General features: G+C 70.4%; 19 protein-coding genes and 1 tRNA gene. 7 read left to right on the forward strand and 13 right to left on the reverse strand.

Going from position 1 to position 25,243, the window contains the following annotated elements; translation table 11 throughout:
* From ACFUCU_RS11880 to ACFUCU_RS11895, 4 genes are all read right to left on the reverse strand, one after another.
* Positions 1-2,112, reverse strand: a complete 2,112-nt coding sequence (locus tag ACFUCU_RS11880; RefSeq protein WP_377972797.1) for an ArnT family glycosyltransferase — start codon at positions 2,110-2,112, stop codon at positions 1-3.
* Positions 2,113-3,588 carry a glycosyltransferase gene (locus ACFUCU_RS11885; protein ID WP_377972799.1) on the reverse strand — a complete coding sequence of 492 codons (1,476 nt, stop codon included), beginning with the start codon at positions 3,586-3,588 and terminating at the stop codon, positions 2,113-2,115. It lies immediately after the preceding gene.
* A gap of 87 nt (positions 3,589-3,675) precedes the next feature.
* A complete protein-coding gene (locus ACFUCU_RS11890) occupies positions 3,676-5,235 on the reverse strand; it encodes an ATP-binding protein (RefSeq protein WP_377972800.1) in 1,560 nt (519 codons plus the stop codon).
* Between the two features lie 3 nt (positions 5,236-5,238).
* Positions 5,239-5,979 carry a response regulator transcription factor gene (locus tag ACFUCU_RS11895; protein WP_364136566.1) on the reverse strand — a complete coding sequence of 247 codons (741 nt, stop codon included), beginning with the start codon at positions 5,977-5,979 and terminating at the stop codon, positions 5,239-5,241.
* A gap of 206 nt (positions 5,980-6,185) precedes the next feature.
* Here ACFUCU_RS11895 and ACFUCU_RS11900 point away from each other — a divergent pair, with 206 nt between their 5' ends.
* The 5 genes from ACFUCU_RS11900 (at position 6,186) to ACFUCU_RS11920 (ending at position 11,024) form a co-directional block, all read left to right on the forward strand.
* Positions 6,186-7,190: a hypothetical protein gene (locus ACFUCU_RS11900; protein WP_377972801.1), complete on the forward strand. Its 1,005-nt coding sequence runs from the start codon at positions 6,186-6,188 to the stop codon at positions 7,188-7,190.
* 526 nt (positions 7,191-7,716) lie between these two features.
* A complete protein-coding gene (locus tag ACFUCU_RS11905) occupies positions 7,717-8,589 on the forward strand; it encodes a winged helix-turn-helix domain-containing protein (RefSeq protein ID WP_290256541.1) in 873 nt (290 codons plus the stop codon).
* A gap of 47 nt (positions 8,590-8,636) precedes the next feature.
* Positions 8,637-9,164 (forward strand): SixA phosphatase family protein, encoded by a 528-nt coding sequence (locus tag ACFUCU_RS11910; protein WP_377972803.1) that lies wholly within the window; start codon positions 8,637-8,639, stop codon positions 9,162-9,164.
* A 111-nt stretch (positions 9,165-9,275) separates the two neighbouring features.
* Positions 9,276-9,869 carry a hypothetical protein gene (locus tag ACFUCU_RS11915; RefSeq protein WP_377972805.1) on the forward strand — a complete coding sequence of 198 codons (594 nt, stop codon included), beginning with the start codon at positions 9,276-9,278 and terminating at the stop codon, positions 9,867-9,869.
* A 36-nt stretch (positions 9,870-9,905) separates the two neighbouring features.
* Positions 9,906-11,024 (forward strand): EamA family transporter, encoded by a 1,119-nt coding sequence (locus ACFUCU_RS11920; RefSeq protein WP_377972806.1) that lies wholly within the window; start codon positions 9,906-9,908, stop codon positions 11,022-11,024.
* Positions 11,025-11,671: 647 nt separating this feature from the next.
* On the opposite strand, the gene ACFUCU_RS11925 is transcribed toward ACFUCU_RS11920, so the two are convergent.
* The 5 genes from ACFUCU_RS11925 to ACFUCU_RS11945 form a co-directional block, all read right to left on the reverse strand.
* On the reverse strand, positions 11,672-12,295 hold the full coding sequence (locus tag ACFUCU_RS11925; RefSeq protein WP_377972808.1) for a TetR/AcrR family transcriptional regulator: 624 nt from the start codon (positions 12,293-12,295) through the stop codon (positions 11,672-11,674).
* On the reverse strand, positions 12,292-14,337 hold the full coding sequence (locus ACFUCU_RS11930) for a YhgE/Pip family protein (RefSeq protein ID WP_377972809.1): 2,046 nt from the start codon (positions 14,335-14,337) through the stop codon (positions 12,292-12,294). The genes ACFUCU_RS11925 and ACFUCU_RS11930 overlap by 4 nt, the downstream gene beginning before the upstream one ends.
* Positions 14,334-15,080 (reverse strand): ABC transporter ATP-binding protein, encoded by a 747-nt coding sequence (locus tag ACFUCU_RS11935; protein WP_377972810.1) that lies wholly within the window; start codon positions 15,078-15,080, stop codon positions 14,334-14,336. The genes ACFUCU_RS11930 and ACFUCU_RS11935 overlap by 4 nt, the downstream gene beginning before the upstream one ends.
* A gap of 103 nt (positions 15,081-15,183) precedes the next feature.
* A complete protein-coding gene (locus tag ACFUCU_RS11940; protein ID WP_377972811.1) occupies positions 15,184-16,638 on the reverse strand; it encodes a dihydrolipoyl dehydrogenase family protein in 1,455 nt (484 codons plus the stop codon).
* A gap of 205 nt (positions 16,639-16,843) precedes the next feature.
* Positions 16,844-16,917 (reverse strand) — tRNA-Arg (locus tag ACFUCU_RS11945).
* Positions 16,918-17,195: 278 nt separating this feature from the next.
* Here ACFUCU_RS11945 and ACFUCU_RS11950 point away from each other — a divergent pair.
* Positions 17,196-19,031 (forward strand): phosphoenolpyruvate carboxykinase (GTP), encoded by a 1,836-nt coding sequence (locus tag ACFUCU_RS11950; protein WP_377972812.1) that lies wholly within the window; start codon positions 17,196-17,198, stop codon positions 19,029-19,031.
* 88 nt (positions 19,032-19,119) lie between these two features.
* Here ACFUCU_RS11950 and ACFUCU_RS11955 read toward each other — a convergent pair whose 3' ends face one another.
* From ACFUCU_RS11955 to ACFUCU_RS11970, 4 genes are all read right to left on the reverse strand, one after another.
* A complete protein-coding gene (locus ACFUCU_RS11955) occupies positions 19,120-20,286 on the reverse strand; it encodes a globin domain-containing protein (protein WP_377972813.1) in 1,167 nt (388 codons plus the stop codon).
* Between the two features lie 253 nt (positions 20,287-20,539).
* Positions 20,540-20,989, reverse strand: coding sequence for an RrF2 family transcriptional regulator (locus ACFUCU_RS11960; RefSeq protein ID WP_377972815.1), 450 nt, complete (start codon positions 20,987-20,989; stop codon positions 20,540-20,542).
* Positions 20,990-21,003: 14 nt separating this feature from the next.
* The gene (locus ACFUCU_RS11965; RefSeq protein WP_377972816.1) at positions 21,004-21,471 is read right to left on the reverse strand and encodes a hypothetical protein; all 468 of its coding nucleotides are present in this window, start codon (positions 21,469-21,471) and stop codon (positions 21,004-21,006) included.
* Positions 21,472-21,475: 4 nt separating this feature from the next.
* On the reverse strand, positions 21,476-22,894 hold the full coding sequence (locus ACFUCU_RS11970; protein ID WP_377972817.1) for a phosphomannomutase/phosphoglucomutase: 1,419 nt from the start codon (positions 22,892-22,894) through the stop codon (positions 21,476-21,478).
* Positions 22,895-23,027: 133 nt separating this feature from the next.
* Between ACFUCU_RS11970 and ACFUCU_RS11975 the strand changes: the two genes are divergently transcribed.
* Complete coding sequence (locus ACFUCU_RS11975) at positions 23,028-25,211, forward strand: RecQ family ATP-dependent DNA helicase (RefSeq protein WP_377972818.1); 2,184 nt, start codon at positions 23,028-23,030, stop codon at positions 25,209-25,211.
* Positions 25,212-25,243 lie beyond the last annotated feature (32 nt).

A 25,243-nucleotide genomic window follows, 5' to 3' on the forward strand; every position in this document is an offset into this window, starting at 1 on the left:
CTAGCCCGCCAGCTTGTAGACGGTGGTGGAGCCGACGGTCTGTGCCTGGTAGTTGGCGGCAACCCAGGCCGCGACCTCGGAGTTTCCGCCCCGGCCGCCGCCCATGCCGCCGCCGGCGATGAAGTAGCCGATCTCACCGCGGTCCACCATGGCCTGGAACTGGGCCAGGGTGGGATAGGGATCGCCGCCGTTCCAGCCGCCGAGGGCAATCACATTGGTGCCGGTGGCGAGCTCCAGGTCAGCGGCGGAGGTGGCGCCAGAGACGATTCCCGACCATTTCGCCGTCGAGGTTTTCAACAGTGCGGCGAGCTCGGTCGAGGCGGTTGCGCCTCCCGGGCCGCCAGCGCCTCCCGCGGTGGGGCCAGCCGCGTTCGGTGCCGCCGTGTCCTGGCCGCCGGGGAAGCCGGTGGCGCCGGTGGCTCCCGTCCCGGTGCCGCGCGTCCGGCCGGGCGCCCCGAAGCCGCCCATCGCGGAGCCCGTGGGCCCGGCGGTCGGGATCGAACCCGAGTGCGGCTGGGCCGCCGTCGCGAACGTCCACGCCGCCGTGCCCAGGCCGCCGGCCAGCAGGGTGAGGATGACGACGCCGGCGGTGGCCGCCTTGCGGAGCGCGGCGGGAATGGCCCGCAGCCGGTCAAGCTGCAACATCAGCGCCGCCGCGGCGAGGACACCGAGGATCACCACGGCCACCCGCAGCCCGGGCAGCCACGACTGATCCCGGCCCAGCAGCACAGCGGACCAGATCGAGGTCGCCAGCACCGTGACCGCCAGGACCAGCCGCGCGGGCCAGAAGGCCCGGCCGCGCCACAACTGCACGCCGCCCAGGCCCACAAGGGCCGCGACCGCGGGGGCCAACGCCACCGCGTAATACGGGTGCACGATGCCGCTCATGAAGCTGAAGATGCCCGCGGTGACCACCAGCCAGCCGCCCCAGAGCAGCAGGGCCGCACGGGTCGCGGAGGTCCGGGCCTCGCGCCGGGTGAACCACAGGCCGGCCAGCAGGAGAATCAGCGCCGCGGGCAACAGCCAGGACACCTCGCCGCCGAAACTGGTGCCGAACATCCGGGCGATCCCGGCCGCCCCGCCGAAGCTGGCGTTCCCGCCAAAGCCACCCGCGCCGGCGCCGCCGGCTGCCCCGGCAGCGCTTCCAAGGTCAGTTGCCCCGCCGAGGCCGGCAGAGCCGCCCGGCCTGCCCTCGCCGGACCCGGTGATCCGGCCCAGGCCGTTGTAGCCAAAGGTCAGTTCGAGGAAGCTGTTGGTGGTGGAGCCGGCCATGTACGGACGGGCCGACGCCGGGGTCAGCTGGAACAGCGCCACGTAGCTGCCGGCCACCACCAGGATTCCGGCGGCCGCGCCCAGCAGATGCAGCAGCCGGCGCCGGAGGCTGACCGGGGCGGCCCAGAGGTAGGCCAGGCCCAGGCCCGGCACGATCAGGAAGCCCTGCAGCATTTTGGTCAGGAACGCCAGGCCGATCACCGCTCCGGCCGCGGCCAGCCAGCCCCAGCCGGCCTTCTCGATCGCCCGGGTGGTGAGGTACGCCGCGAGCACCAGGCAGAGGGTCAGCATGGCGTCGGGGTTGTTGAAGCGGAACATCAGGGCGGCCACCGGCGTGAGCGCCAAGGCCCCGCCGGCCAGCAGGCCCGCGGCCGGACCGGAGACCCGCTTCAGGGTCAGGTACAGGAGTCCGACGGCGGCCACGCCCATGAGGGCCTGGGGCACCAGCATGCTGAGCGGGGAGAAGCCAAAGATCCGGCCGGCCAGGGCAGGGATCCAGAGGGCGGCCGGGGGCTTGTCCACGGTGATGGCGTTGCCGGCGTCGAGGGAGCCAAACAGCAGGGCGGTCCAGTCCTTGGTGCCGGCCTGGATGGCCGCGGCGTAGAAGGTGTTGCCGTAGCCGGTGGCCGCGAGGTTCCACAGGTAGAGCACTGCGGTCCCGATGAGCAGCAGGGCGGCGGAGGGCCGGACCCATCGCGGCTGGTCACCGAACAGCAGGCGCCGGCGGCGCGAAGCGGAGGAATCGGGGGTATCGGACGAGGGAGCCGGCATCGGCGAGTCGGTGCGGGGGAGCGGGCCGGAGAGCCGGGTCCCGTCGGCGGGGCTGAGGGTGGCGGTCATTTATCGGGCCGTTTCTGTGGGGAGGGACGCTGTGGCGGCGGACTGCGCCGGGGTGCCATGCGCGGGGACCGGGGTGCCGGGCGCGGGCGGGGCTGCAGTTCCGGGGCGGTCCCGGAACACCACCAGCCGGAAGAGCAGGAATTTCACGGCGGTGGCCGCGAGGTTGGCCGCGGTGACCGTGGCTAGTTCCACCCAGCGGTCGGGGGTACCGCCGGAGGCGCCGTGCACCAGCAGCAGCGCCCCGGACGTCAGGCCGAGCCCCAGCCCGAAGACGAGCAGGCCCTCGAAGTGGTGGCGGGCCGCATAACTGCTGCCTTGGATGCCGAAGGTGAAGCGCCGGTTGGCCGCGGTGTTGGCCACGGCGGTGATCAGCAGCGCCAGGAAGTTCGCAAGCTGCGGGTCCATGACGCCGCGGCAGGCCAGGAAGATCAGCAGGTAGGCCAGGGTGGAGGCGACTCCGATGCTGCCGAACCGGACCAGCTGCCCGAAGAGGCTGCCGCCGGGGCTTTGTTCCGGTCCGCGGGAGGACGCCGGCAGCGGGCCGCGGGCCAGCGCGGCGCGCAGTTCCGGGACGGGGATCTTGCCGGACACCAGGTCGCGGCTGAGGCGGGCCATGCCGCGCAGGTCCGCGGCCGCCGTCTGGACGATGTCGACGCTGGAGTCCGGATCGTCGGTCCAGTCCACCGGGACCTCATGCACCCGGAGCCCGCAGCGTTCGGCGAGCACCAGCAGTTCGGTGTCGAAGAACCAGGCGTTGTCCAGGGTGTGCGGCAGCAGTTCCCGGGCGATGTCGGCCCGGATGGCCTTGAACCCGCACTGGGCGTCGCTGAAGTGCGCGCCGAGGAGCGAGTGCAGCAGGAAGTTGTAGCTGCGCGAGATGAATTCCCGCTTCGGGCCCCGGATGACGCGGGAGTTGCGGGTCAGGCGCGTGCCGATCGCCAGGTCCGAGTGGCCGGAGATCAGCGGGGCAAGCAGCGGTCCCAGCGCGGCCAGGTCCGTTGAGAGGTCCACATCCATGTACGCCAGGACGGGCGACGGCGACGCGAGCCAGACCCGGCGCAGCGCATTGCCGCGGCCCTTTTCGGCCATGTGCACGACGGCGACCTCCGGCAATTCGCGGGCCACGCGCTCGGCGGTCTGCAGCGTCGAATCGGTGCTGGCGTTGTCCGCCACGGTGATCCGGAACGGGTGCGGGAAGGAGCCCAGCAGGTAGGCGTGCAGCCGGCGCAGGCAGGCTTCGAGGTCGCGTTCCTCGTTGAAGACGGGGATGGTGACGTCCAGTACCGGCACCGCTGACCGGGTGTCGATCGGCGATCGGCGGCGGCCGACGCCGGTCAGCGCCGCCGGGAGCGGCGCTGCCGGGGCCAAAGCTGCCGGGCCGACGCTGATGACGGATGCCGGCGCGTCAGACTGGGTGCCGGCGGGGGCGGGCCCGGAACGGGACAGGGTACCTGGTGCCTGGTCTGTGGAAGTCATGCCTCCACTGTCCCGGCCCCCGGTATGAGGGGATTGGGGGAATGCTGTGTGCCTGCTGTGGAAGTCCGCGCGCGGGCGACCGAGGTGTCAGGCGGGCGGTGCCGCCGGCAGCCGGACCGCGAATTCGGTCCGGCCCGGACGCGAGCTGACCTCCACGGTCCCGCCGTGCGCCGCCACGATCGACTGCACGATCGACAGGCCCAGCCCGCTGGTGCCCTGCACCGCCGTCGCCGTCGCGATTGCCCCCTGCCCCGCACCGGCACCCGCCGAGCCCCGGGCCCCCGCGCGTTCGGCGGGGTTGGCGCGGGAGGCATCGGCGCGGGCGAACCGGGCGAAGACCTTGCCCAGGAATTCGGGGGCGATCCCTGCGCCGTCGTCGGTCACGGAGACCACGGCGCTGCCGTCGGCGGACCGCATCACCCGGGTGACCACGGTGGTGCCGGGATCAGTGTGTTTGCGGGCGTTGGAGAGCAGGTTTGCGAGGACCTGGTGCAGGGCCGTGGTGTCGCCGCGCACCACCACGGGCTCCTCCGGCAGGTCCAGCTTCCAGCTCCGGTCCGGGGCCATGACCTTTTCGTCGCTGACCGTTTCGACGGCCAGCTGGGTGAGGTCGACGTCGGCCATCTTCAGCGGCTGCCCCTCGTCCAGCCGGGCCAGCAGCAGCAGGTCCTCCACCAGGGCGGTCATCCGCTCCGACTGGCTCTGCACCCGGGCCAGCGACTTCTCGCCGTCGGGGGTGAAGTGCTCGGTCATCCGCATCAGCTCCGTGTAGCCGCGGATGGCGGTCAGCGGGGTGCGCAGCTCGTGCGAGGCATCCGCGACGAACTGGCGCACCTTCATCTCGCTCTCCTGCCGGGCCTGCAGGGCGTTTGAGACGTTGTCCAGCATCTGGTTCAGCGCGTGGCCCACGCTGCCCACTTCGGTGCCGGGGTGCGCGGCCGACGCCGGGACGCGCACGCCCAGCGCCACCTCGCCGGCGTCGAGCGGCAGGCGCGAAACCTTCGTTGCCACTTCGGAGAGCTTCTCCAGCGGCTCCATGGTGCGCCGGATCAGCGCGGTGCCGATCAGGCCGATCAGCACCAATCCGCCGGCGGACACCGCGGCGAGGGTGCCGACGAGGGACCCGAGCGTGTTCTGTTTTTCCTCCAAGGGCAGGCCGGTGACGATGATGTCCCCGTACTGCGTCTGGGTGGCGATCAGCCGGTACGCTCCGGCGGAGAGCGTGCGATCGACCGGCGCGGCGTTGGGGGTGAGGCCCAGCAACACCGCGTTGTCGTCCGCGGAGAGGCTCTTACGGGTGGCATCGCCGGCGAGGAAGCCGGCGCTGGCAATCCTGCCGTTCTGCTCCCGGGCATTCAGCGTGCCGATGCCCTGGCCCTTTGCCTCCAGCGGGTCCGGACGCCCGCCCGGGCTGCCGGAGTCCGGGCGGCCGAATTCGTTGGAACGGTGGGCGGCAGCGCCGAGTTGTTCGTCCAGCTGATGGGTCAGGAACGAGTCCATGGACACGTAGCTGAAGACGCCTACCGCGCCGCAGATGGTCACCAGCAGGGCCATGGCCACCAGCACCAAGCGGGTGCGCAGGTGCCAGGTGGAGGGGTTGCGCCAGTCATGCCCGGGGGCCGGCGTGACACCGGAGAGAGTGGGCACGGATCAGTCCGCCGGTTTCAGGACGTAGCCCGCGCCGCGGACGGTGTGGATCATCGGGGCGTGGTTGGCGTCGATCTTCTTGCGCAGATAGGAGATGTAGAGCTCCACGATGTTGGCCTGGCCGCCGAAGTCGTAGTCCCAGACGCGGTCCAGGATCTGGGCCTTGCTGATGACCCGCTTCGGGTTCTCCATCAGGTACCGCAGCAGCTCGAACTGGGTGGCCGTCAGGTGCAGTTCCTCGCCGGCGCGTGTCACATCCCGGGTGTCCACGTTCAGGACCAGGTCCCCGACGACGAGCTCGGCGGTGTCCATGGCGGCCACGCCGGAGCGCTGGACCAGGCGGTGCAGGCGCAGCAGGACTTCCTCCATGCTGAAGGGCTTGGTGACGTAGTCGTCCCCGCCGGCGGCGAGGCCGGTGATGCGGTCCTGCACGGCGTCTTTGGCGGTGAGGAACAGCGCCGGCACCTCGGGCGCGAAGGTGCGGATCCGGCTCAGGAGTTCGACGCCGTCGAAACCGGGGAGCATGACGTCCAATACCAGCACGTCGGGCCGGAAGTCCTTGGCCAGCTTGACCGCCTCCGGGCCGTCCGCGGCCACCGCCACGGACCAGCCTGCCATCCGCAGGCCCATGCTCATCAGCTCGGAAAGGCTGGGTTCGTCATCCACCACCAGGGCGCGGATGGGGGAGCCGTCCGGGTGGGTCAGCTGCGGAAGGTTATTGGTCATGGAGTGCGACGAGGCCATGGTTCGACTCTCCGTTCTGCCGGTTAGGTGCGGCTTTGGGGATCCTGTGCGGCACCTGTGAATCCCAGCCTACCCAGCTGGGCGCTGCCGGGGCAGGCCGGGGCTCCCGCGGATCACAGGCGGGGCTGGAAGACCTCACAGCCCCGGCACAGCCTCACTGCCCACGCTGGTGAAAACAGCCCCACCTTCCGAGCCAGGAGAACAGCATGAACCACCAGCAGCCCGAAGAGATCCCGCAGCCTGCCGACGGCGGCCACAACCCGGACACCTCCCCGCTGCCGGGGACCACGCCGCGTCCGGTCTCGGCCCCGCAGCCGGTGACGGCGCCGCAGCAGGAATCTGCGCCCCGGCAGTCCGCGCCGCAGCCGGAATCCGTGCCGGGGTGGGGCGCGCCGTCGTACCCCGACACAGCCGCCCATTCCGGAGCAGCGCATCCTGCCCAACCGGACCAGCCTGCCCAGCCGGGCCCGACGGGGTACCCGGCCCAGGCGGCCCCCGGCTGGGGCGCGCCTGCCGGCCGGGCCGCGGGCGCCCAGGCGGACAAGCCATGGACCGTCCGGCGCGGCCTCGCCGCCGGCGGGGTGGCTGCCGTGATCGCCGTCGGCGCCGGCGCCGGTGTCTACGCGCTGACGTCCAGCTCGGCCGCGGCCAGCGGGGACGGCGCAGCGGCGGGCGGCCCGCAGTTCAACGGCCAGGGGATGCCCGGTGGCCAGCAGGGCGGCCAAACCGGGGGCTCGGCGTCGGGCCGCGGCGGCTTCGGCCCGGACGACCTAGGCGGAATGGCCGGGGGTCTCTCCGCCGCTGTGCACGCCGAGTACGTCGTCCTCGACGGCACCACGTACACCTCCATGGCCGAACAGCTGGGCACAGTGACCGAGGTCAGCTCGACGTCGGTCACGGTCAAGAGCGCCGACGGCTTCACCCGCAGCTATGTCCTGGGGGACGGGGTGACGGTGAGCAATATGCAGCAGCGCCGCCAGCAGTCCGGCGGTACCGGTTCAACCGGGACCCAGCTCAGTGTGGCGGACATCGTCTCCGGGGCGACCGTGAGGCTGACCGCCACCAAGGACGGGTCCGGCTACTCGGCGAAGTCCGTGATGCTGGTGGCGGCGACGGCCACCGGCACGGGGCAGCCGGGGGACGGCCAAGCAGGCGGCGGCCAGCCGGGAGGCCAGGACGGCGGCCAAGCCGACTCCGGACAGTCGAACTAGGAGGTCCGGCCAGCAGAAGAGCCCATTAGAGGGTGACCACTCTGTGGACATTTCGACCGGAGGGCCTGCCGTGGGCGGAATTCCATCCGCGGCCATCAGCCCGAACGCAATCACAGAATGAGAGCCTGTATTCGAAGAATATTCGAATGCAGGCTCTCATTTAGTTCACCGAGGGCTCAGGAGTCGCCAATTCGTCGCCTCGTAGAATTGTGATATGCGCGACAATCGCCGCATTCGTCTCACTATGCGGACTTTCAGGTCCATTGTTACTTGCTAGTTCGCTTTGTTACGTTGCACACTTCAACTGTGAACAAGAACTCAACAGCATCTGCAGCCGCAGTTTCCGGGATCAGCGCACCAGCTGGTACTGAGATGCGCTGTTGTCGAATGCACGCCTAACTTCTCCACCCCAGAACGTTTATAGGCATTCGCCCCCAGCCCAGAGTCGGGCGCCCTCCCCAGTTTCATTGCGGGGACCCAGCATTCGAGCCGCGATGACGGCCATTCACATTGAGGTAAGCATTCCATGTCAGTTGCATCCGGATACGTCCACATCTCCGTTCGAAACGCCGCCAAGGCCGGCCAGGCCTCCGGCATCCGCCAGGGCTTCGGCGGCCGCCCCAGCTTCGGCCCGGCGGGATCCGGCACCAGCTACCCCGCCCCCGGCTACGCGGCGCAGGGCTACAACCCCACCTCGTACGGACAGCTGCGCGCCGTCCCCGCGGCCGACTCCGCACCCGCCACCGCCCCCACCCCGGTCATCGCCGCCGGTGAGGCCCCCGTCCGCCCGGTGCCCTCCGACAACGTCGCCCGCGGATTCGTCCTCTACATGGGCATCGACGAGGAGACCGCCGCCGCCGCCGGGACCTCCATCGCCAAGCTGGCCCAGGAAATCCGCGCCTACGCCCAGTCCTTGGTGGCCGGCGCGGAGAGCTACGCCGCCGTCGCCGTCGCCCCGGCCTCCGCTCCGGGGTCCGCGCTCGACGTCGTCCGCTCCACTTTCGGTGACCCCACCGCCGGTGCCGCCCGCCAGCGCGCAGAAACCGCCCGCCTGCAGCAGGCCCAGGAACCGCGCCCGTCCGGCGTCCTGATCGACCTGGCCCGCCGCGAGGTGGCGCTCGACGGCGAATCGCTGAACCTGACGTTCAAGGAATTCGAACTGCTGAACTACCTGGTGGAGAACGGCACCCGCACCGTCGGCCGCGACGAACTCCTCGAGGGCCTGTGGCGGAACGCCGAAGAGGTTCCCAACGAGCGCACCATCGACGTGCACATCCGCCGTCTCCGCTCGAAGCTCGGCCGCCTGGCGAACACGGTCCGCACGGTCCGCGGCCAGGGCTACCGCTTCTACGAGCACCCCGAGGTCGTCGTCTGGGCCGCTCCGGAATACTCCATCTAGTGCCCCGGAGGCACCGCCGTGGCGGTGCCTCCGGCTAGGCTTGGCCCATGAGCCAGCACCACCTCCGACGCCTCGTGATCATGCGCCACGCCAAGGCCGACTGGCCGGGCGGCGTGGCGGACCACGACCGGCCGCTGGAAGAGCGCGGCCACCGGGACGCGCCCGTGGCCGGCGCCTGGTTGCTGAAGCACGGCGTCGTCCCCGACTTCATCCTCTGCTCGAGTGCCCTGCGTACCCGGCAGACCTGCACCTGGGTGTGCAGCGAACTGGGCGACAAGGCCCCCACCCCCAAACTCGAACCGGGCCTGTACGGGGCATCCGCTCTGGCCATGCTCTCGGTGATCAACCACGTCCCGGACACCGTTTCCACGCTGATGGTCATCTCCCACATGCCCGGCGTGCAGGACCTGGCCATGCACCTGGCCTCCCGTGGCTCGAACCACGACGCCTACATGGACGCGGCCACCCGCTACCCCACCAGCGGCCTGACGGTGCTGGAGACCGAGAAGCCCTGGGCCGAACTGGACGGCCAGGACGCCCGGCTGACCCACTTCACGGTGCCGCGCGCCCGCTGACTGTCGGTGCGCCGTGCCATAGTCAGGCATCAGGTGGTGGTGTTTACTGGGCCTGTCGGGGCAGTCGCACTGCGGCCGGCAGGCAAGGCAACCGAGGAAAGGTGGATCAACGTGGATTCAGGACAGCTCGTGGGGATTATCGTCGGCATTGTTGTCGTGCTGGCGATCATTGCGGTGGCAATCAGCATCAGCCGGAAGCGCCGGACGGAAGCGGACCGCAACCGTGCGGCCGAGATGCGTGAAAAGGCGGAAGCGGATCAGCTCGCCGCGAAGGAACATGAGGCCAAGGCCGCGCGCGCGGAGGCGGATGCCAAGGCCGCCGAGGTCGAGGCAGAGCGCCTCCGCCAGCAGGCGCGCGGCACCCAGGAACAGGCCGCGTCCGTGCGTGCCGGCGCCGAGGAGCAGCTGCGCAAGGCGGACGAGGTGGACCCCGACGTCGACTCCTCCCGCCGCGGGCACGAGCCTGCCCCGGACACCGGCCAACTCCGCCGGGACCGGAGCCACCGCGGGACCGCCGATGACCGGGACGAAGCAGGCACGCACCCGAACGGCGCGCACGCGGCTGCCGAGCGTGCCGCGGGGGAGCGGGCCACGGGGGAGCGCCCCGTCGGCGACACCGCGGGCGTGGACGCATCCCACGCTCCGTCGCCCGATGTCCGTCACGACGCCGGTCCGGCGCACGGCGAGCGGCCACGCAATCTCTGAGGCCACCCCGGGCGCCACCGTCATCAAGGTCGCCCGATGAGCCCCCGGCACTCGGCCCTTGCCCTGCTGGTGGCCCTTCTCTGGGGAGTCAACTTCGTCGCCATCGACCTCGGGCTGCACCCGCCCGGGGGAACCATGCCGCCCCTGCTCTTCGTCGCGATGCGCTTTGCCCTGGTGGTGTTCCCCTGCATCTTCTTCATCCGGAAACCGGACGTGAGCTGGCGGGTGATCATGGTTGTCGGGCTGCTGATGAGCGCCGGCCAGTTCGGCCTGCTCTACCTGGGGATGGCCCTCGGCATGCCCGCCGGCCTGGCCTCCCTGGTCATCCAGGCGCAGGTCCTGATGACCGTCCTGCTGGCCGCCGGCATCCTGTCTGAGCGGCCCACCCGGCGGCAGCTCGCCGGCGTGATCCTGGGCATCGTGGGCCTGGCAGTGGTGGCGGTGGGCCGCAGCCTGGTGGCCCCGCTGCTGCCCCTGCTGATCGTACTCGCGGCCGCGCTCTCCTGGGCCGGCGGCAACGTGGTGGTGCGGCGGGCGAAGGCCGCCTCCGGCCTGGGCCTGGTGGTCTGGTCCGGGGCGGTGGTGCCGCTGCCGCTGGCCGGCCTGTCGCTCCTGCTGGACGGCCCGGCCGCCGTGTCCGACGCCTTGATCCAGGTCCAGCCGGTCACCCTGATCACCGCGCTGTACACCGCGGTCTTCGGCTCGCTGATCGGGTACGGGATCTGGAACCGGCTGCTGGGTCTCTATCCCTCCTCCGCGGTGGTGCCCTTCACCCTGCTGGTACCGGTGGTGGGAATGACCGCCGCCTGGCTGGTGCTGTCGGAGCGGCCCTCTGCCGCGGAGATCGCCGGCGGGCTGCTGCTGCTGGCAGGGGTGGCGACGGCGGTGCTGCGCGGACGGAACGGTCCGGCTCAGCGCCGGGTGGCGGACCGGCCCGGAGCGGCCGCTGACCCCGGGCGAGGGGCTGCCGTGCCGGCGCCCTTCGCCGCGGAGGGCGCCTTGGCCCCGGCCTTGGCTCCCGAAGCCCTGGCCGCCGACGCCGTGGAACCGGACGATGTGGAACGCGAAGGAGTGGAGCCGGAGGACTTGGACCCGGCAGACGTCTGCGCCGACGGTTTGGCAGCGGGACGGGCAGTGGGCCGGGCGGTCGACTGACGGGAGGTCGTCGACTGGCGTGCGGCGGGCTGCCGGGCCGGTTGCCGTGCGCCGCCTTGTCCCGCCGACGCCGGACGCGCCGTACCCTGGCGGGCGGGTGCCTGCCGCGGAACCGCCGTCGAAGGCCGTGACGGACGCGCCGCGGGCCGGCGCTGGGCCGTTCCCGCACGGCCGCCGGTCCCTGAAGCATTCCGCGCGGCGGGCCGGCCGCCGGCCCGGATTCCCGGAGCCGGGCGCCGCCCGGGTAGTACCGTGCCGGCGATCAGCAGCAGCAGCGTCACCGCGCCCGAGAGGGCCGAGAGGTAGAAATACAGGTCCGGGTGGTCGGCGTCGACCTTCGTGGAGATGGCCTCGGGGTCCGGGTTGAACGCGAGCCCCCATTGGCGCAGGAAGGCGATGCCGAACGCGATGAAGAGGACACTGCCCACGCCGCTGGCCAGCAGAGTCTTGTGCCGGCGCCGGACCAGCACCTCGGTCACGCATGCCACGTAGGCCAGCGCTGCGGCCGCAAGGAACCACAGCGCCACCGTCCCGTTGAGGGTGGATCCGGCCAGCACCAGCAGGGCCAGCGCCGCGAGGGCGGCTCCGATGGCGGTCTTCCCGCTTCTCCCCATGTGGCGCATGGAATCCATCATCCCCGAGCGGGGCTACTTCAGGACGTAGCCACGCATGCTGGCCATGATCGCGGCGACGCTCTGTTCTCGGGTCCGCTCCGGGTTGTAGGTCTGCCGGTCCAGGCCCACGACGAAGCAGGCGCCGAAGATCGCGGTCTCCAGGCTGCCGCGGGAGATGTCCGGATCGACGGGGTAGCGGGCGGCCACGGCCTCGATCGAGGCCCGGATCACGCCCAGGAGGCGGCCGCGGAGCTCGGCGAAGGTGTCCTGCCACTCGCTGGGGGTGCGCCAGTTCTCACTGACCCAGAGGCGGGCGAAGGAGGGGTAATCGGCCATAAAGTCCATCGCCTGGCCGATCATCGCGTCCATCGCCAGCAGCGGGTCGTCGGCCTCGTCCTTGACGCTGAGCAGCCGCGTCATGAGGATGTCCACGCCGTACCGCAGCAGCTGGGCGATCAGGTCCGACTTGCTGCCGAAGTTGTAGTAGACCGTGCCCTTGGATACGCCCGCGGCGGCGGCGATTTCATCCACCGTCACGCCGGCCGCGCCGCGTTCGCCGATCAGCTCCATGGAGGCCTCGAACAGCTTCTGCTTGGTGGCCCCGGTGCGACCGGGCCGGAGCTTCTTGTCCCCGGCCTCGGTGGCGTTGCTGGTCATACCGCGATCTCCGGTTTCAGGGTCTTGAGCGTCCAGAACTTGTGTTTGTGGACGGCGACGGCGGACATCGCCAGTCCCAGCACAGTGTAGCCAACCAGCCCCAGCATCACGGGCACGATCCCGGCCAGGTCGGCGCCGTAGATCAAGTGACGCATGCCGCCCACCACGTAGCCCATCGGCAGGACCTGGTGCACCACGTGCAGCGGCTCGGGGGTGGTCTGCCACGGGAACGTGCCGCCGGAGGAGACAAGCTGCAGGACCAGCAAAATCAGGACCACCAGCTTGCCGGGGGTGCCCAGCAGCGCCACGATGCCCTGGATGATGGCGCTGAATGCCATCGCCGCGGCCAGCATCAGCACCCACATCAGCACCGGGTGGACCGGGTTCAGGCCCAGTCCCACGTCCACCACCAGCGTGAGCAGGCTGGCCTGGACGGCCGCGACCGTCAGGAACGGCAGCCAGCCGCCGGCGGCGATCTTCCACGACGGCGCGTTGGAGGCCAGGGCGCGCTGCGTGATCGGGCGCATGGCCTGGACCAGCATGAAGATGCCGATCCACAGAGCCAAGGTCAGGAAGAAGGGCGCGAGCCCTGCACCGTAGGAGCCGGCCTTGGCCTGGGAGACGTTGCTGACGGCTACGGGATCGGCGATGACCTTGGCCAGGCTGTTCTTCTGGGAGTCGTCCGGGTTCGGGACCTGCCCCGCGCCCTTGGCGATTTCCCCGGCCAGGGTACCGGCGCCGTCGGCCGCCTGGGCGGAGCCGCTGTCCAGCTGCGCAGCGCCGTCGTCGAGCTGTGCCGCGCCCTCGGAGAGCTTGTCCGCTCCGGCCGCGGCGTTCTGCTCCCCGCTGGCCAGGGCGGCGGAGCCGCTGGCGAGCTGGTCGGCGCCGGCGGATGCCTTCCCGACGGCGCCGGTGAGGGCCGGCGTCGCCCCGGCCAGCTTTGCGGCGCCCGCACTGACGGCGGCCGAACCATCGGCAAGCTGCTGAATCTGCCCGGCGGCGCCCTTCAGCGCGGCGGCCGCGCCGGAGGGGGCCGGGGTGTTGTGGGCGTCGTAGTCGGCCATCAGCGCGTCGGCCTGGGGCTGGAGCATCAACCCGGAGGCCACCATGCGGGCCGTCGACTCCGCCACCTTGGCGCGCTGGGCCTGGGCGGCGGCCTGGTCCGCGGCGGCCATCTGCCCGGCCAGGCCCTGGACCTTGGCGTTGAGCGCTGCGTTTCCGGCGGCCACCTGGGCGGCACCGTCGGCCAGTTGCCGCGAGTCCTGCGGCAGGGTGGCGGTCTTGTCTTTGAGCTGCCCCAGCCCGGAGGAGAGCTGCCCGGCGCCGCTGTTGAGGGCGTTCGCACCGTCGAGCAGCTTGTGCTGCCCGGCCGCCAGTTCGGCGGCCCCGCTCCGGAGGGATCCGGTGCCCTCGTGCAGGGAGGCCGCGCCGCTGTGCAGCGAGGAGACACCGTCGGCGAGGCTGTGCGCGCCGTCGGAGGCCTTGAGCATCTGCGAGTGGATGGTGCCGAAACCGGTCAGCAGCTTGTTGGCGGTCTCCTCACCCACCTCCTTGGCGACCGTGCCGTGGACCGCCGTCGTCAGCTTGTCGACGATGGTGCTGAGCAGGTAGTTGTTCGCGTCGTTGGTGGTGACGTTCAGCATGGCCTGGTTTGCCGCGTCGAAGCTGCCGGGGGAGGCCAGATTGGCCGAGAAGTCGCGGGGAATCTTCAGGGCGAACGCGTACTTGCCGCTGCTGACACCCTCGTCCGCGTCCGCCGAGCTGGAGACCTGCTGCCAGTTGAAATTGTGGGCCTCCAGCAGGCTGTCCGCCACCTTGTGCCCGGCGTCCAGGCGGGAGCCGTCGGAGGTGGCGGCGCCGGTGTCCTCGACCACCAGGGCGGCGTCGATCTGGTTCAGCTTCCCGTACGGGTCCCAGTTGGCGTAGAGGTACACCGCGCCGTAGAGCAGCGGCACCAGGGTCAGGGCCAGGATGGTCAGCTTCGGGAGCAGGCCACCGGTCATGCGCTTGAGTTCGGAGCGGGCCAGCCGCAAGACGGTCATCGGATGTCCTCGGTTTCAACGAAGTGTTCGGCGGGGGCCGGCGCTGCGGCGGGGTCCCCGGCGGGGAAAGGTGTCTGGGGGTCTTCGGGTTGTTCGGCACCCTCTGCGGCTTCGACGGCGGGAGCGGCGTTGCCGATCGCGGTGACTGGACCGGTCCAGCCGGCGGGGACGGCGGCGACGGTGGCGACGACGGCGAGCGGCCGGCCGGCGTCGTACGCCAGCTCCTCGAGCCGGGGCAGCCAGTCCGTGGGATCGCCGCTGTGGCGGTCGGGGGAGTCCACCACCAGCAGGTCCGTCCGCGGGTTGGCCAGCGCCAGCGCGGTCAGGAGCTCCAGCCGGCGGTCGGCGGCCAAGTCATCGGCCCAGGCGCCGGCGATGTCCTCGAACCGGTTGACCTTGAGCCACGGCGTGCTGAGCAGCGCACCGCGGTACCGGCGGGGGACCAGGGCGAGGTCCTCGGTGACCAGGTCGCGGACGCTCAGGTGCGGTTCGGGCTCGTTCACGCCCGGGGCGTCGACGACGGCGGCGCGCTGCCGCAGCTGCTTGATCCGGCCGTGGCGGTCCCACTCGACCGTGCCGGCGGAGGGCTTCATCCGCCCGGACAGGGTCAGGGCCAGGGCGGTGCGCTGGTCCTGGCGGTCGCCGGTGACGAGCAGCAGCTCGCCGCGGGAAGCCTGAAGTGAGGTGGGCGGGAGCAGCGGGACGCGCCGGCCCTTGACGGAGAGCTGGTGAACGCTGAGCACGGAAAGGAGCCTTTCGCAGAAGTTGTCTGCTTCAAGGCTAACTAAACTGACCGGTCAGTTCAAATAGATGTCGGGAACGGAACAGGCCCGGTTCCCGCGGCGGCTACAGCCCGTAGCTCTCAAGCAGCCGCAGCCACACCTCGCTGACGGTCGGGTAGGAGGGAACGGCGTGCCACAGCCGGTCCAGCGGCACCTCGCCCACGACGGCGATCGTGGCGGCGTGCAGCAGCTCCGCCACGTCCGGCCCGGCGAAGGTGGCTCCGAGGAGGACGCGGCGGTCCTCGTCCACCACCAGCTGTGCCCAGCCCTTGTAATGCTCCGAGTGCAGGGACGAACCCGCCACCTCGATCGGCAGCTCCACCGAGGTCGCCGCGTAGCCGTCCTTCTTCGCCTGCTCCAGGCTGCGACCGACGCTGGCCAGCTCCGGGTCTGTGAAGACCACATTGGGAACGGCATGCTCGTCGGCGGTCTGGGCGTAGCGGCTCCACGGGGCCGGGTCCCCGGTCAGGGAGCCGTCGGCGCGGGCGGCGATCGCGTCGCCGGTGGCGCGGGCCTCGTACTTGCCCTGGTGGGTCAGCATCACCTTGCCGGCGGCGTCGCCCACGGCGTAAAGCCAGGGTCCGGCGGCGTTGCCCTGCGCGTCGTGCACCAGGCCGGTTGCGTCGGTGCGCAGTGTCAGGTCCTTGCCGTCTTCGGCGGCCAGGCCCACGCTCTCCAAGCCGAGCCCCTCCAATGCGGGGTGGCGGCCGGTGGCCACGAGGAGCTTGTCCACGGTGACGGTGCCGCCGCCGGTTTCAAGGGTGAGGGAGCCGTCGTCGTTGGTGGCGACGCTCTTGGTGGCGGTGTTGACGTGGATCTCGACGCCGTCGGCCCGCAGGCCGGCCTTGACCAGGTCCGCCGCCTCCTCCGGGTAGGTCCCCAGCAGGGCGCCGCGGGCCACCACGGTCACGGAGGCGCCCAGTCGGGCGAAGGCCTGCGCCAGTTCGGTGCCGGCCACGCCGCCGCCCAGGACGCCCAGGCGCTCGGGGATCTCGTGGGCGGAGGTGGCCTCCCGCGTGGTCCAGAAGTCGACGTCGTCCAGGCCCTCGATCGGCGGAATGCTGGGACGGGACCCTGTGGCGATGACGACGGCGCGGGTGGCGGAGAGGGCGTAGCTGTTGCCGTCGAGGCCGGCCACCTCCACCCGGCGCTCGCCGGTAAGCCAGCCGTGGCCGCGGATCAGTTCGATGCCTGTGTTCTCCACCCACTCGACCTGGCTGTCGTCCTGCCAGTTGGAGGTGAAGTAATCGCGGCGTTTCAGGACGGCGTCGGTGTCCAGGACCCGGGTGACCGCCTCTTCGGCGCCGGGGACGCTCTGGGCTCCGTGCAGTGCGGTGCCCGGCCGCAGCAGGGCCTTCGACGGCATGCAGGCCCAGTAGGAGCACTCGCCGCCCACCAGTTCCGCCTCGATCAGGACAGCGGTGAGGCCGCCCTTGACCACCCGCTCCGCTACGTTCTCGCCCACGGCGCCAGCGCCGATCACGATGACATCGAATTCCCGTTCAATCTGCGCCGTCATGGCAACAGCCTAGCCCCGCGCGGTCCGCGCTACGGTTCCGGACAGGCGCGCCGCGGACCCGGGGTGCGCCGGTCGGATTCCGCCGCGGTTTTCCGGAACCTCCGCGCCCGGCACTGTGCACCCCCGCGCCCGGAACTCTGCGGGCCTGGCAGCTTGCGGGCATAAAAAAATCCGCACCGGCGGACCGGTGCGGATTTTTTCTCTGTGCGCCCAAAGGGATTCGAACCCCTGACCTTCTGTTCCGTAGACAGACGCTCTATCCAGCTGAGCTATGGGCGCATCTTCGGCTCTTCGGAGTTTCTCGCTCCCCCGAACCTCGAATTACTTTACGCGAGGTGGTCCGCGAGTACCAAATCGAGGACGCTGTAATCTCCGCGACTAGACCGGTCTATGTGACCTTGATCACAAATAAATCATCGCTTGGACTTACTATTCCGCGGAATGTCGCGGTTTTTGCTTTTGCCCGGCACCGTCAAGACGCAATAAGTCCCGAATCTGAATCTAAGCCGACCCCTAGCATTTAGGACACACCACTGAACCCGAAGAAGGGAACCGTAATGGGCGATCTGGCGAACATGCCGCTGCTTGAGAAAGCACCCACCACGCATGCCGGTCTACTGGCGTGGGTTGAAGAGGTAGCCGAACTGACCCAGCCGGATCGGATCCACTGGGTTGATGGTTCGGAAGAGGAGAACACGCGGCTCACTGACGAGCTCGTTGCCGCCGGCACCCTGACCCGGCTGAACGAAAAGCTGTTCCCCAACTCCTTCGCGGCGTTCTCCGATCCCGCCGACGTTGCCCGGGTCGAGGAGCAGACCTTCATCTGCTCGGAGAACGAGCGCGACGCCGGCTTCACCAACAACTGGATGGAACCGTCGCAGATGAAGGAGAAGCTGCGCGGCCTGTTCAGCGGCTCCATGCGCGGCCGCACCATGTACGTCATTCCCTTCGTGATGGGACACCTCGACGCCGAGGATCCCAAGTTCGGCGTCGAGATCACCGACAGCGCCTACGTCGTCGCCTCCATGCGGATCATGGCGACCATCGGCACCAAGGTACTGGACAAGATCACCGCCACCAACGCCTTCTACGTCCCCGCCCTGCACTCCCTGGGCGCGCCGCTGGAAGAGGGCCAGGCCGACGTCGCCTGGCCGTGCAACCCGGAAAAGTGGATCGTGCACTTCCCCGAGGAGCGCTCCATCTGGTCCTACGGCTCCGGCTACGGCGGCAACGCCCTGCTGGGCAAGAAGTGCTACGCCCTGCGCATTGCCTCGGTGATGGCCCGGGACGAGGACTGGCTGGCCGAGCACATGCTCATCCTCAAGCTCACCTCCCCGGAGAAGAAGTCGTACTACGTCTCTGCGGCGTTCCCGTCCGCCTGCGGCAAGACCAACCTCGCCCTCCTCGACCCCACCATCGAGGGCTGGGAGGTCGAGACCCTCGGCGACGACATCACCTGGATGCGGATCGGCAAGGAGGGTGAGCTGCGCGCCACCAACCCGGAGGCCGGCCTCTTCGGCGTCGCCCCCGGGACCGGCTGGGGCACCAATCCGAACGCCATGCGCGCCATCGCCAAGGGCCACAGCATCTTCACCAATGTCGCACTCACCGACGACGGCGGCGTGTGGTGGGAGGGCATGACCGACGAGGTGCCCGCGCACCTGACCGACTGGCAGGGCAACGACTGGACCCCGGACTCGGACAAGCCGGCCGCACACCCGAATTCGCGCTTCTGCACCCCGATCTCCCAGGTCGACATGCTCGCCGAGGAGTACTACAACCCCGAGGGCGTCGAAATCTCCGCGATCCTCTTCGGCGGCCGGCGCAAGACCACGGTGCCGCTGGTGACCGAGGCCCGCGACTGGACCAACGGCATCTTCATGGGCTCCACCCTCTCCTCCGAGACCACCGCCGCCGCCTCCGGCCAGGTGGGCGTGCTGCGCCGCGACCCGATGGCCATGCTGCCGTTCATGGGCTACGACGCCGGTGACTACCTCAAGCACTGGATCAGCGTCTCGGGCAAGGCCAACCCGGAGCGCCTGCCGCACATTTTCCTGGTGAACTGGTTCCGCCGCACCGCCGACGGCGGCTTCGCCTGGCCCGGCTTCGGCGACAACGCCCGTGTCCTCAAGTGGGCCATCGAGCGCATCGAGGGCAAGGCCGACGCGGTCGAGACCCCCATCGGCTACGTCCCCACCGGCGACGCCCTGGACCTGACCGGCCTGGACCTGACCCACGCCCACGTCGAAGACGCCGTCCGCGTGGACCGCGAGGAATGGGACACCGAGCTGGCCTCGATCGAGGAATGGTACGCCCGCTTCGGCGACTCGCTGCCGGACGCCCTGCGCGCCGAACTCGAGTCGCTCAAGGCCCGGATGGCTTCGCACTCCTAGCCTTACCGCACCACGACGGCGGCCCCGCACCTTTACGGGTGCGGGGCCGCCGTCTGTTTAACGTGGAGCAGCCGGTCCGGCCGTTGTCCTAGTTCGCGAGCCAGATATCCGGGCCGAAGACCTCGTAGTGGATCTTCGTGGCGGGGATTCCGGCGTTGATCGCCTCGCTGCGGATGTTCTTCATGAAGGGAAGCGGACCGCACAGGTACAGGGATGCGTCCGCGGGCAGGTCCACCTCGCGCAGGCTCATGAACCCCTCGCGGGCGTGGGTTCCCGCCGCCGGACGTTCGAGCCAGAGCTGCAGTTCGGCGCCGTCGAGGCGCTCGACGTCGTCGGTCATCTGGGAGCGCAGCGCCCAGCTCTCCAGGGTGCTTTCGGCGTGCAGCACCAGCACCCGGCGGTCCGAGCCGGCGGCGGCGAGCGAGCGCAGGATCGAGGCCGACGGCGTGCAGCCGATGCCGGCCGAGGCCAGCACCACCGGACCGTCGCCCTCCTTGAGGGTGATCTCGCCGTAGGGGTTGGAGATCTCGAGGATGTCGCCGACCTGGACGTTCCTGTGCAGGACGGGGGAGACCTCGCCGCCGTCGTCGATCTTGGTGGTGAAGGTGCGGCTGGTCCCGGCGTCGCCGGAGAGGGAGTACTGCCGGACCTGGCGCAGGCCGTCCGGAAGGGTGACCTTGACGCTGACGTACTGGCCGGGCAGCGCGGCCGTGACCGGGGTGCTGTCCGCGGGTTCCAGGACAAAGGTCGTGGAGCCGGTGCCGGCGGGGCGCTTGGCTGCCACCCGCCACGGGGTCCACATCGCGTCGTTGGCCTGCGCGGCGTAGAGGCCCTTCTCCAGCTTGATCAGCGCGTCGGCCATCAGCCAGTACACCTCGGTCCATGCCTCGGCGATCTCGGGGGTGATGACCCCGGCCAGGTCTTCGGCGATGGCGGCGAAGAGGTGCTCGTAGACCACCTGGTATTGCGGTTCGGTGATGCCGAGGGAAGCGTGCCGGTGGGCGATGCGGGAGAGGACGGTCTCCGGCAGGGTGCCCGGGTTGGCCACCAGGTGGCTGGCGAAGGCGGCGATGCTCCCGGCGAGGGCCTGCTGCTGGTTGCCGTTGCGCTGGTTGGACCGGCTGAAGAGGCCGTCGAGCAGCTCCGGGTGTGCGCCGAAGAGCCGGGCGTAGAACTTGGGGGTGATGTCTCCGATGCGGGATCCGACCAGCGGCAGGGTGGCCTCGATGACGGGGAAGGACTTGTCCGAGAGCATGTGCTGACTCCTGAGATAGTGGTCCGGCGTCTTCAGGCGGACCCTGTGCGTCGATACTTGCATTTCAAATACAAGTATCTACATGCTCTTTTCTACAGCTCGTAGAAGTTCGGTGCAAATCGTGACCGGGCGACGGGTCATTCCGCGGTGGGGTGCGGGCGAAAGCCGCCGAGTTCGGGCGGCGGGAGCGCGTGGGGAGAGTATCGAGGGCGAGGCCGCCGGGCAGTGCTCGGGGGGCGCGGGGCTTTGCCGCTTAGAGGTCGGGGCGCAGGCCGATCGAAGCGAAGACGGGGTTCATCTGCCGTTCGGTGGGCAGCGAGGAGATGACGATGTCGTCGAGTTCGCGGTAGAAGGCCTCGCGGGCCCGGTGCAGGGCGCCCCGGAGGTGGCATTCGGCGATCAGCGGGCAGGTGCCGCCGGGCACCTCGCAGTCGGCGGGGTCCTGCCGGGTGTCGAGGGCCCGCAACAGCTCGCCCACGGTGGCACGGCGGCCGGCGGCGCTGAGCCGGGATCCGCCGTGTCTGCCGCGTTCGACGTCGATCAGCCCCATCACCCGCAGGTTGGCCATGGCCTTGCTGACGTGGTTGTACGGGGTGCCGACGGCATCGGCGACGGCCTGCGTGGTGAGCAGGCCGCCGCCGGGGGCTGCCGCCAGGACCATCATGGCGCGCAGGCTGACGTCGGCGAAGGCGTTGATCCTCATGATCTGCTGTTGGTCTAGTCCACCCAGACGGTGGGTTCGTTGGAGTCCGCCGCGAGATCCCCGAAGTGGAGGTCCCCGCTGTCGTCGCCCGAGTAGGGCAGGACGGCGGCGAAGACGCTGCCGTCGCGGTGTTCGGCCGCGACGTGGATGGCGTCGGAGTCTTCCTCCACCAGCGTGATGTCGCAGACGATCGCGGCGGCGCGGAACTCGTCCCGGTGCTGGCGGAGGAGTTCCGTCAGGTCGGCGATCATGGCGTCGGCGTCGAAGTCACCGTCCGTGCCTTCGGCGGCGTCGGCCGGTGTGACCGCCACCAGCCGCACCTCGTCGTCGTTCTGGACCACCAGGGCGAAGGGCAGGAATCCGCCGTTGCGCTCAAGCTGCTCCTGGGCCGCGCCGACGCCGGTGCCCAGCAGGTTTTCCAGGTCGGTGGCGCTGGCCTCGGGCACGGAGCTGCGCCAGGAACCGGTGGCCGGGCTGCTCACCCGGTTAGCCCCGGACCACGGACAGCACCCGGTCGCGGATGCGTTCCATGGTTTCCTGGTCTGTGGCCTCGACGTTCAGGCGGAGGAAGGGCTCGGTGTTGGACGGGCGCAGGTTGAACCAGTAGCTGCCGTCGGCGGCGACGAAGGTGCTGCCGTCCAGGTAGTCGATCTCGACATCCTCGGTGTGGAAGTCCTGCCGGACCCGCTCCACGGCGGCGGCCTTGTCCTCGATCTCGGAGTTGATCTCGCCGGAGGACCGGTACGGCTCGTATTCGCGGCCCAGGTCGGAGAGCGGGCCGTCCTGTTCGCCCAGCGCGGCCAGGACGTGCATGGCGGCCAGCATGCCGGTGTCAGCGTTCCAGAAGTCGCGGAAGTAGAAGTGCGCGGAGTGTTCGCCGCCGAAGATGGCGCCCTCCGCGGCCATCACGGCCTTGATGAAGGAATGGCCCACCCGGGTGCGGACGGCGCGGCCGCCGTCGGTGGCGACGAGTTCCGGAACCGCGCGGGAGGTCAGGAGGTTGTGGATGATCGTCGGGTTGTCCTCGCCGTTGGCCTTGGCGCGGGCGATCTCGCGGCGGGCCACCATGCCCGTGACGGCCGAGGGGGAGACCGGTTCGCCCTTCTCGTCGATCACGAAGCAGCGGTCGGCGTCGCCGTCGAACGCCAGGCCGATGTCGGCTCCGTGCTCCACGACGGCGGCCTGCAGGTCGCGCAGGTTTTCCGGTTCCAGCGGGTTGGCCGGGTGGTTCGGGAACGAGCCGTCCAGTTCGAAGTACAGCGGCACGATCTCCAGCGGCAGCTTGGGAAGCAGCGTGTCGCCGAGGACTGCGGGGGTGGTCATGCCTGCCATGCCGTTGCCGGCGTCGACCACGACCTTCAGCGGGCGGGAGCCGCTGAGGTCCACGAGGCTGCGCAGGTACTCGGAGTAGTCCTTGAGGACATCGCGGACGCTGATCAGGCCCCGGGTGCCCTGGGCGGGGATGGTGCCGGCGTTGAGGTATTCCTCGGCGCGGGCCTGGATCTCCTTGAGTCCGGTCTCGGAGGAGATCGGGACGGCGCCGGCCTTGGCCATTTTGATGCCGTTGTATTCGGCGGGGTTGTGGCTGGCGGTGAAGGTGGCGCCGGCGGCGTTGAACTTGCCGCAGGCGAAGTAGAGCTCGTCGGTGGAGATGAGATCCAGGAGCTGGACGTTGGCCCCGCGGGTGGCGGCGCCGTTGGCGAAGGCGCGGCTGAATTCGGGGGAGGAGGGGCGCATGTCGCCGCCGACCAGGACCGTCTGTCCGCTCAGTTCGAGGACGTCGACGAAGGCGGCGCCAACCGCCTCGACGATCTCGACGGTGATCGAGTCGCCGACGATGCCGCGCACGTCGTAGGCCTTGAAGGAGGCCGAGAGGTCATAGGTCTTGGTCTGTTCGCTAGTCACGGGCACCATCTTACGGTGAAGGGTCCGCCGCGCAGCCGACACGGGTCCGCTTATGTGGATTTCCCGGGAGACGTTGTCCACAGAGGTGCGGGCGGGCTTCGTCGCTGTCGGAGGGGGCTGGGATACTGAAGCAATGGCTACTCCCCAGAACGCACCAGTCATGACCCCTGACTCGACGACCCCTGAATCTACGACGCGTGCCCAGGCGCAGGACGTGCTGCGCGAGCTCGTCGGAAACCCGGGAGCGGACTTCCACGAGGGACAGTTCGAAGCCATCGAGGCGTTGGTCGACGGCGGCCGGCGGGCCCTCGTGGTCCAGCGCACCGGTTGGGGCAAGTCCGCGGTGTACTTCGTCGCCTCCCTGCTGCTGCGCCGCCGCGGTGCCGGCCCCACCCTGATCGTGTCGCCGCTGCTGGCCCTCATGCGGGACCAGGTCGCCGCCGCAGCCCGGGCCGGGGTCCGGGCCGTGGCCATCAACTCGGCCAACCAGCTCGAATGGGACACCGTCCGGGAGCAGCTCGCGGCCGACGAGGTGGACGTCCTCCTCGTGTCCCCGGAACGGCTCACCAACCCCTCCTTCCGCGAGAACCAGCTCCCCGAGCTGGTCCGGCGCACCGGGCTCCTGGTGATCGATGAGGCGCACTGCATCTCCGACTGGGGCCACGACTTCCGCCCGGACTACCGCCGCATCGCCGACCTGATCACCCAACTGCCGGACAGCGTTCCCGTCCTGGCCACCACGGCCACCGCCAATTCCCGCGTGGTCCACGACATTGAGGAACAGCTCGGCGAGGGCGTCCTGACCATCCGCGGCGCCCTGGGCCGGGACTCCCTCCGGCTGGGCGTCCTTCGGCTGCCGGACTCCCGCGAGCGGTTGGGCTGGCTGCTGACGCACCTGCGGGACCTGCCCGGCAGCGGCATCATCTACACCCTGACCGTCTCCGCGGCCGAGGACACCGCCCGGCTGCTGGCCGAGGCCGGGCACAACGTGCTCTCCTACACCGGCAGGACCGACCCGGCGGACCGGGAACGGGCGGAGCAGTTGCTCAAGGACAACGAGGTGAAGGCGCTGGTGGCCACCTCGGCCCTCGGGATGGGCTTCGACAAGCCCGACCTCGGCTTCGTGGTGCACCTGGGCGCCCCGTCCTCGCCCGTGGCGTACTACCAGCAGGTGGGTCGTGCGGGCCGTGGCGCCGCGAACGCCGACGTCCTGCTGCTTCCCGGATCGGAGGACCGGGATATCTGGCAGTACTTCGCCACGGCGTCCATGCCGTCGGAGGAGAAGGCCGCGGCGGTGCTGACCGCCCTGGCCGAGGCCGGAACCGCCGTGTCCACCGTCGCGCTGGAAGCACGCGTGGACCTGCGCCGGACGCCGCTGGAACTGCTCCTCAAGGTCCTGGCCGTTGACGGGGCCGTGGAGCGGGTGGGCGGCGGCTGGCGCTCCACCGGGATGCCCTGGGTGTACGACGCCGAACGGTACCGCCGGATCGCCGAGGCCCGCGTGGACGAGCAGGACTCCATGGTGATCTACCAGGACACCGCCGGGTGCCGGATGGAGTACATCACCTCCGTCCTCGACGACGAGACCGCCCACCCCTGCGGGCGGTGCGACAACTGCGCCGGCCGGTGGTTCCCGGCCGACATCGCCGCCGACGCCACCCAGACCGCCGATGCCACGCTCAGCCGCGCCGGGATCGTGCTGGAACCCCGTTTGCAGTGGCCCAGCGGTATGGACCGCCTGGGCGTGGCCGTCAAGGGCAAGATCAAGCCCGAGGAGAGCGTGGCCAACGGCCGGGCACTCGCCCGCCTGACCGACCTAGGCTGGGGCGGCGCGCTGCGCGAGACGTTCGCCGCCGGTGCCCCGGACCGTGCCGTGGACCCGGCTATGCTGCGGGCCTGCGTCCAGGTGCTGCGCGAGTGGGGGCAGGGCGATTCCCGGACCCCCGGCTGGAGCGGGGCAGGCCGGCCGGCGGGAATCGTCAGCGTCCCGTCCCGGAGCAAGCCGGAACTGGTTGACTCGCTGGCCCGCGGCATCTCGGAGATCGGCCGCATTCCGTACGTCGGCGCGCTGCAGCTGGCCCACGGCGGACCCACGGGCGGCCGTGGCGGCAACAGCGCGTACCGGCTCGCGGGGGTCTGGGAGCGCCTGGTGGTGGGCCCGGAATTGGAGGCTGCCCTCGCCGGGATTCAGGGCCAGAGCGTGATGCTGATCGATGACCTGGTGGACAGCCGCTGGAGCGTCACTGTGGCGGGCCGGGCCCTGCGCCAGGCCGGCGCGGGAGCCGTGTTGCCTTTGGTGCTGGGCCAGGCCGGCTAGGCACGGGGCACGGCCTGGGCCGGCCAGCCCCC

The organism is Arthrobacter sp. NPDC057259, assembly GCF_042668995.1.
GTDB lineage: Bacteria > Actinomycetota > Actinomycetes > Actinomycetales > Micrococcaceae > Arthrobacter.

Excerpts from the sequence above, each read along its gene's own strand:
- ACFUCU_RS11920 (WP_377972806.1), top strand. The coding sequence starts at position 9,906 with ATGAGCCCCCGGCACTCGGCCCTTGCCCTGCTGGTGGCCCTTCTCTGG.
- ACFUCU_RS11955 (WP_377972813.1), bottom strand. The coding sequence starts at position 20,286 with ATGCTCTCGGACAAGTCCTTCCCCGTCATCGAGGCCACCCTGCCGCTG.
- ACFUCU_RS11895 (WP_364136566.1), bottom strand. The coding sequence starts at position 5,979 with ATGGCCTCGTCGCACTCCATGACCAATAACCTTCCGCAGCTGACCCAC.
- ACFUCU_RS11905 (WP_290256541.1), top strand. The coding sequence starts at position 7,717 with ATGTCAGTTGCATCCGGATACGTCCACATCTCCGTTCGAAACGCCGCC.
- ACFUCU_RS11910 (WP_377972803.1), top strand. The coding sequence starts at position 8,637 with ATGAGCCAGCACCACCTCCGACGCCTCGTGATCATGCGCCACGCCAAG.
- ACFUCU_RS11960 (WP_377972815.1), bottom strand. The coding sequence starts at position 20,989 with ATGAGGATCAACGCCTTCGCCGACGTCAGCCTGCGCGCCATGATGGTC.
- ACFUCU_RS11885 (WP_377972799.1), bottom strand. The coding sequence starts at position 3,588 with ATGACTTCCACAGACCAGGCACCAGGTACCCTGTCCCGTTCCGGGCCC.
- ACFUCU_RS11880 (WP_377972797.1), bottom strand. The coding sequence starts at position 2,112 with ATGACCGCCACCCTCAGCCCCGCCGACGGGACCCGGCTCTCCGGCCCG.
- ACFUCU_RS11975 (WP_377972818.1), top strand. The coding sequence starts at position 23,028 with ATGGCTACTCCCCAGAACGCACCAGTCATGACCCCTGACTCGACGACC.
- ACFUCU_RS11940 (WP_377972811.1), bottom strand. The coding sequence starts at position 16,638 with ATGACGGCGCAGATTGAACGGGAATTCGATGTCATCGTGATCGGCGCT.
- ACFUCU_RS11925 (WP_377972808.1), bottom strand. The coding sequence starts at position 12,295 with ATGACCAGCAACGCCACCGAGGCCGGGGACAAGAAGCTCCGGCCCGGT.
- ACFUCU_RS11950 (WP_377972812.1), top strand. The coding sequence starts at position 17,196 with ATGGGCGATCTGGCGAACATGCCGCTGCTTGAGAAAGCACCCACCACG.
- ACFUCU_RS11930 (WP_377972809.1), bottom strand. The coding sequence starts at position 14,337 with ATGACCGTCTTGCGGCTGGCCCGCTCCGAACTCAAGCGCATGACCGGT.
- ACFUCU_RS11900 (WP_377972801.1), top strand. The coding sequence starts at position 6,186 with ATGAACCACCAGCAGCCCGAAGAGATCCCGCAGCCTGCCGACGGCGGC.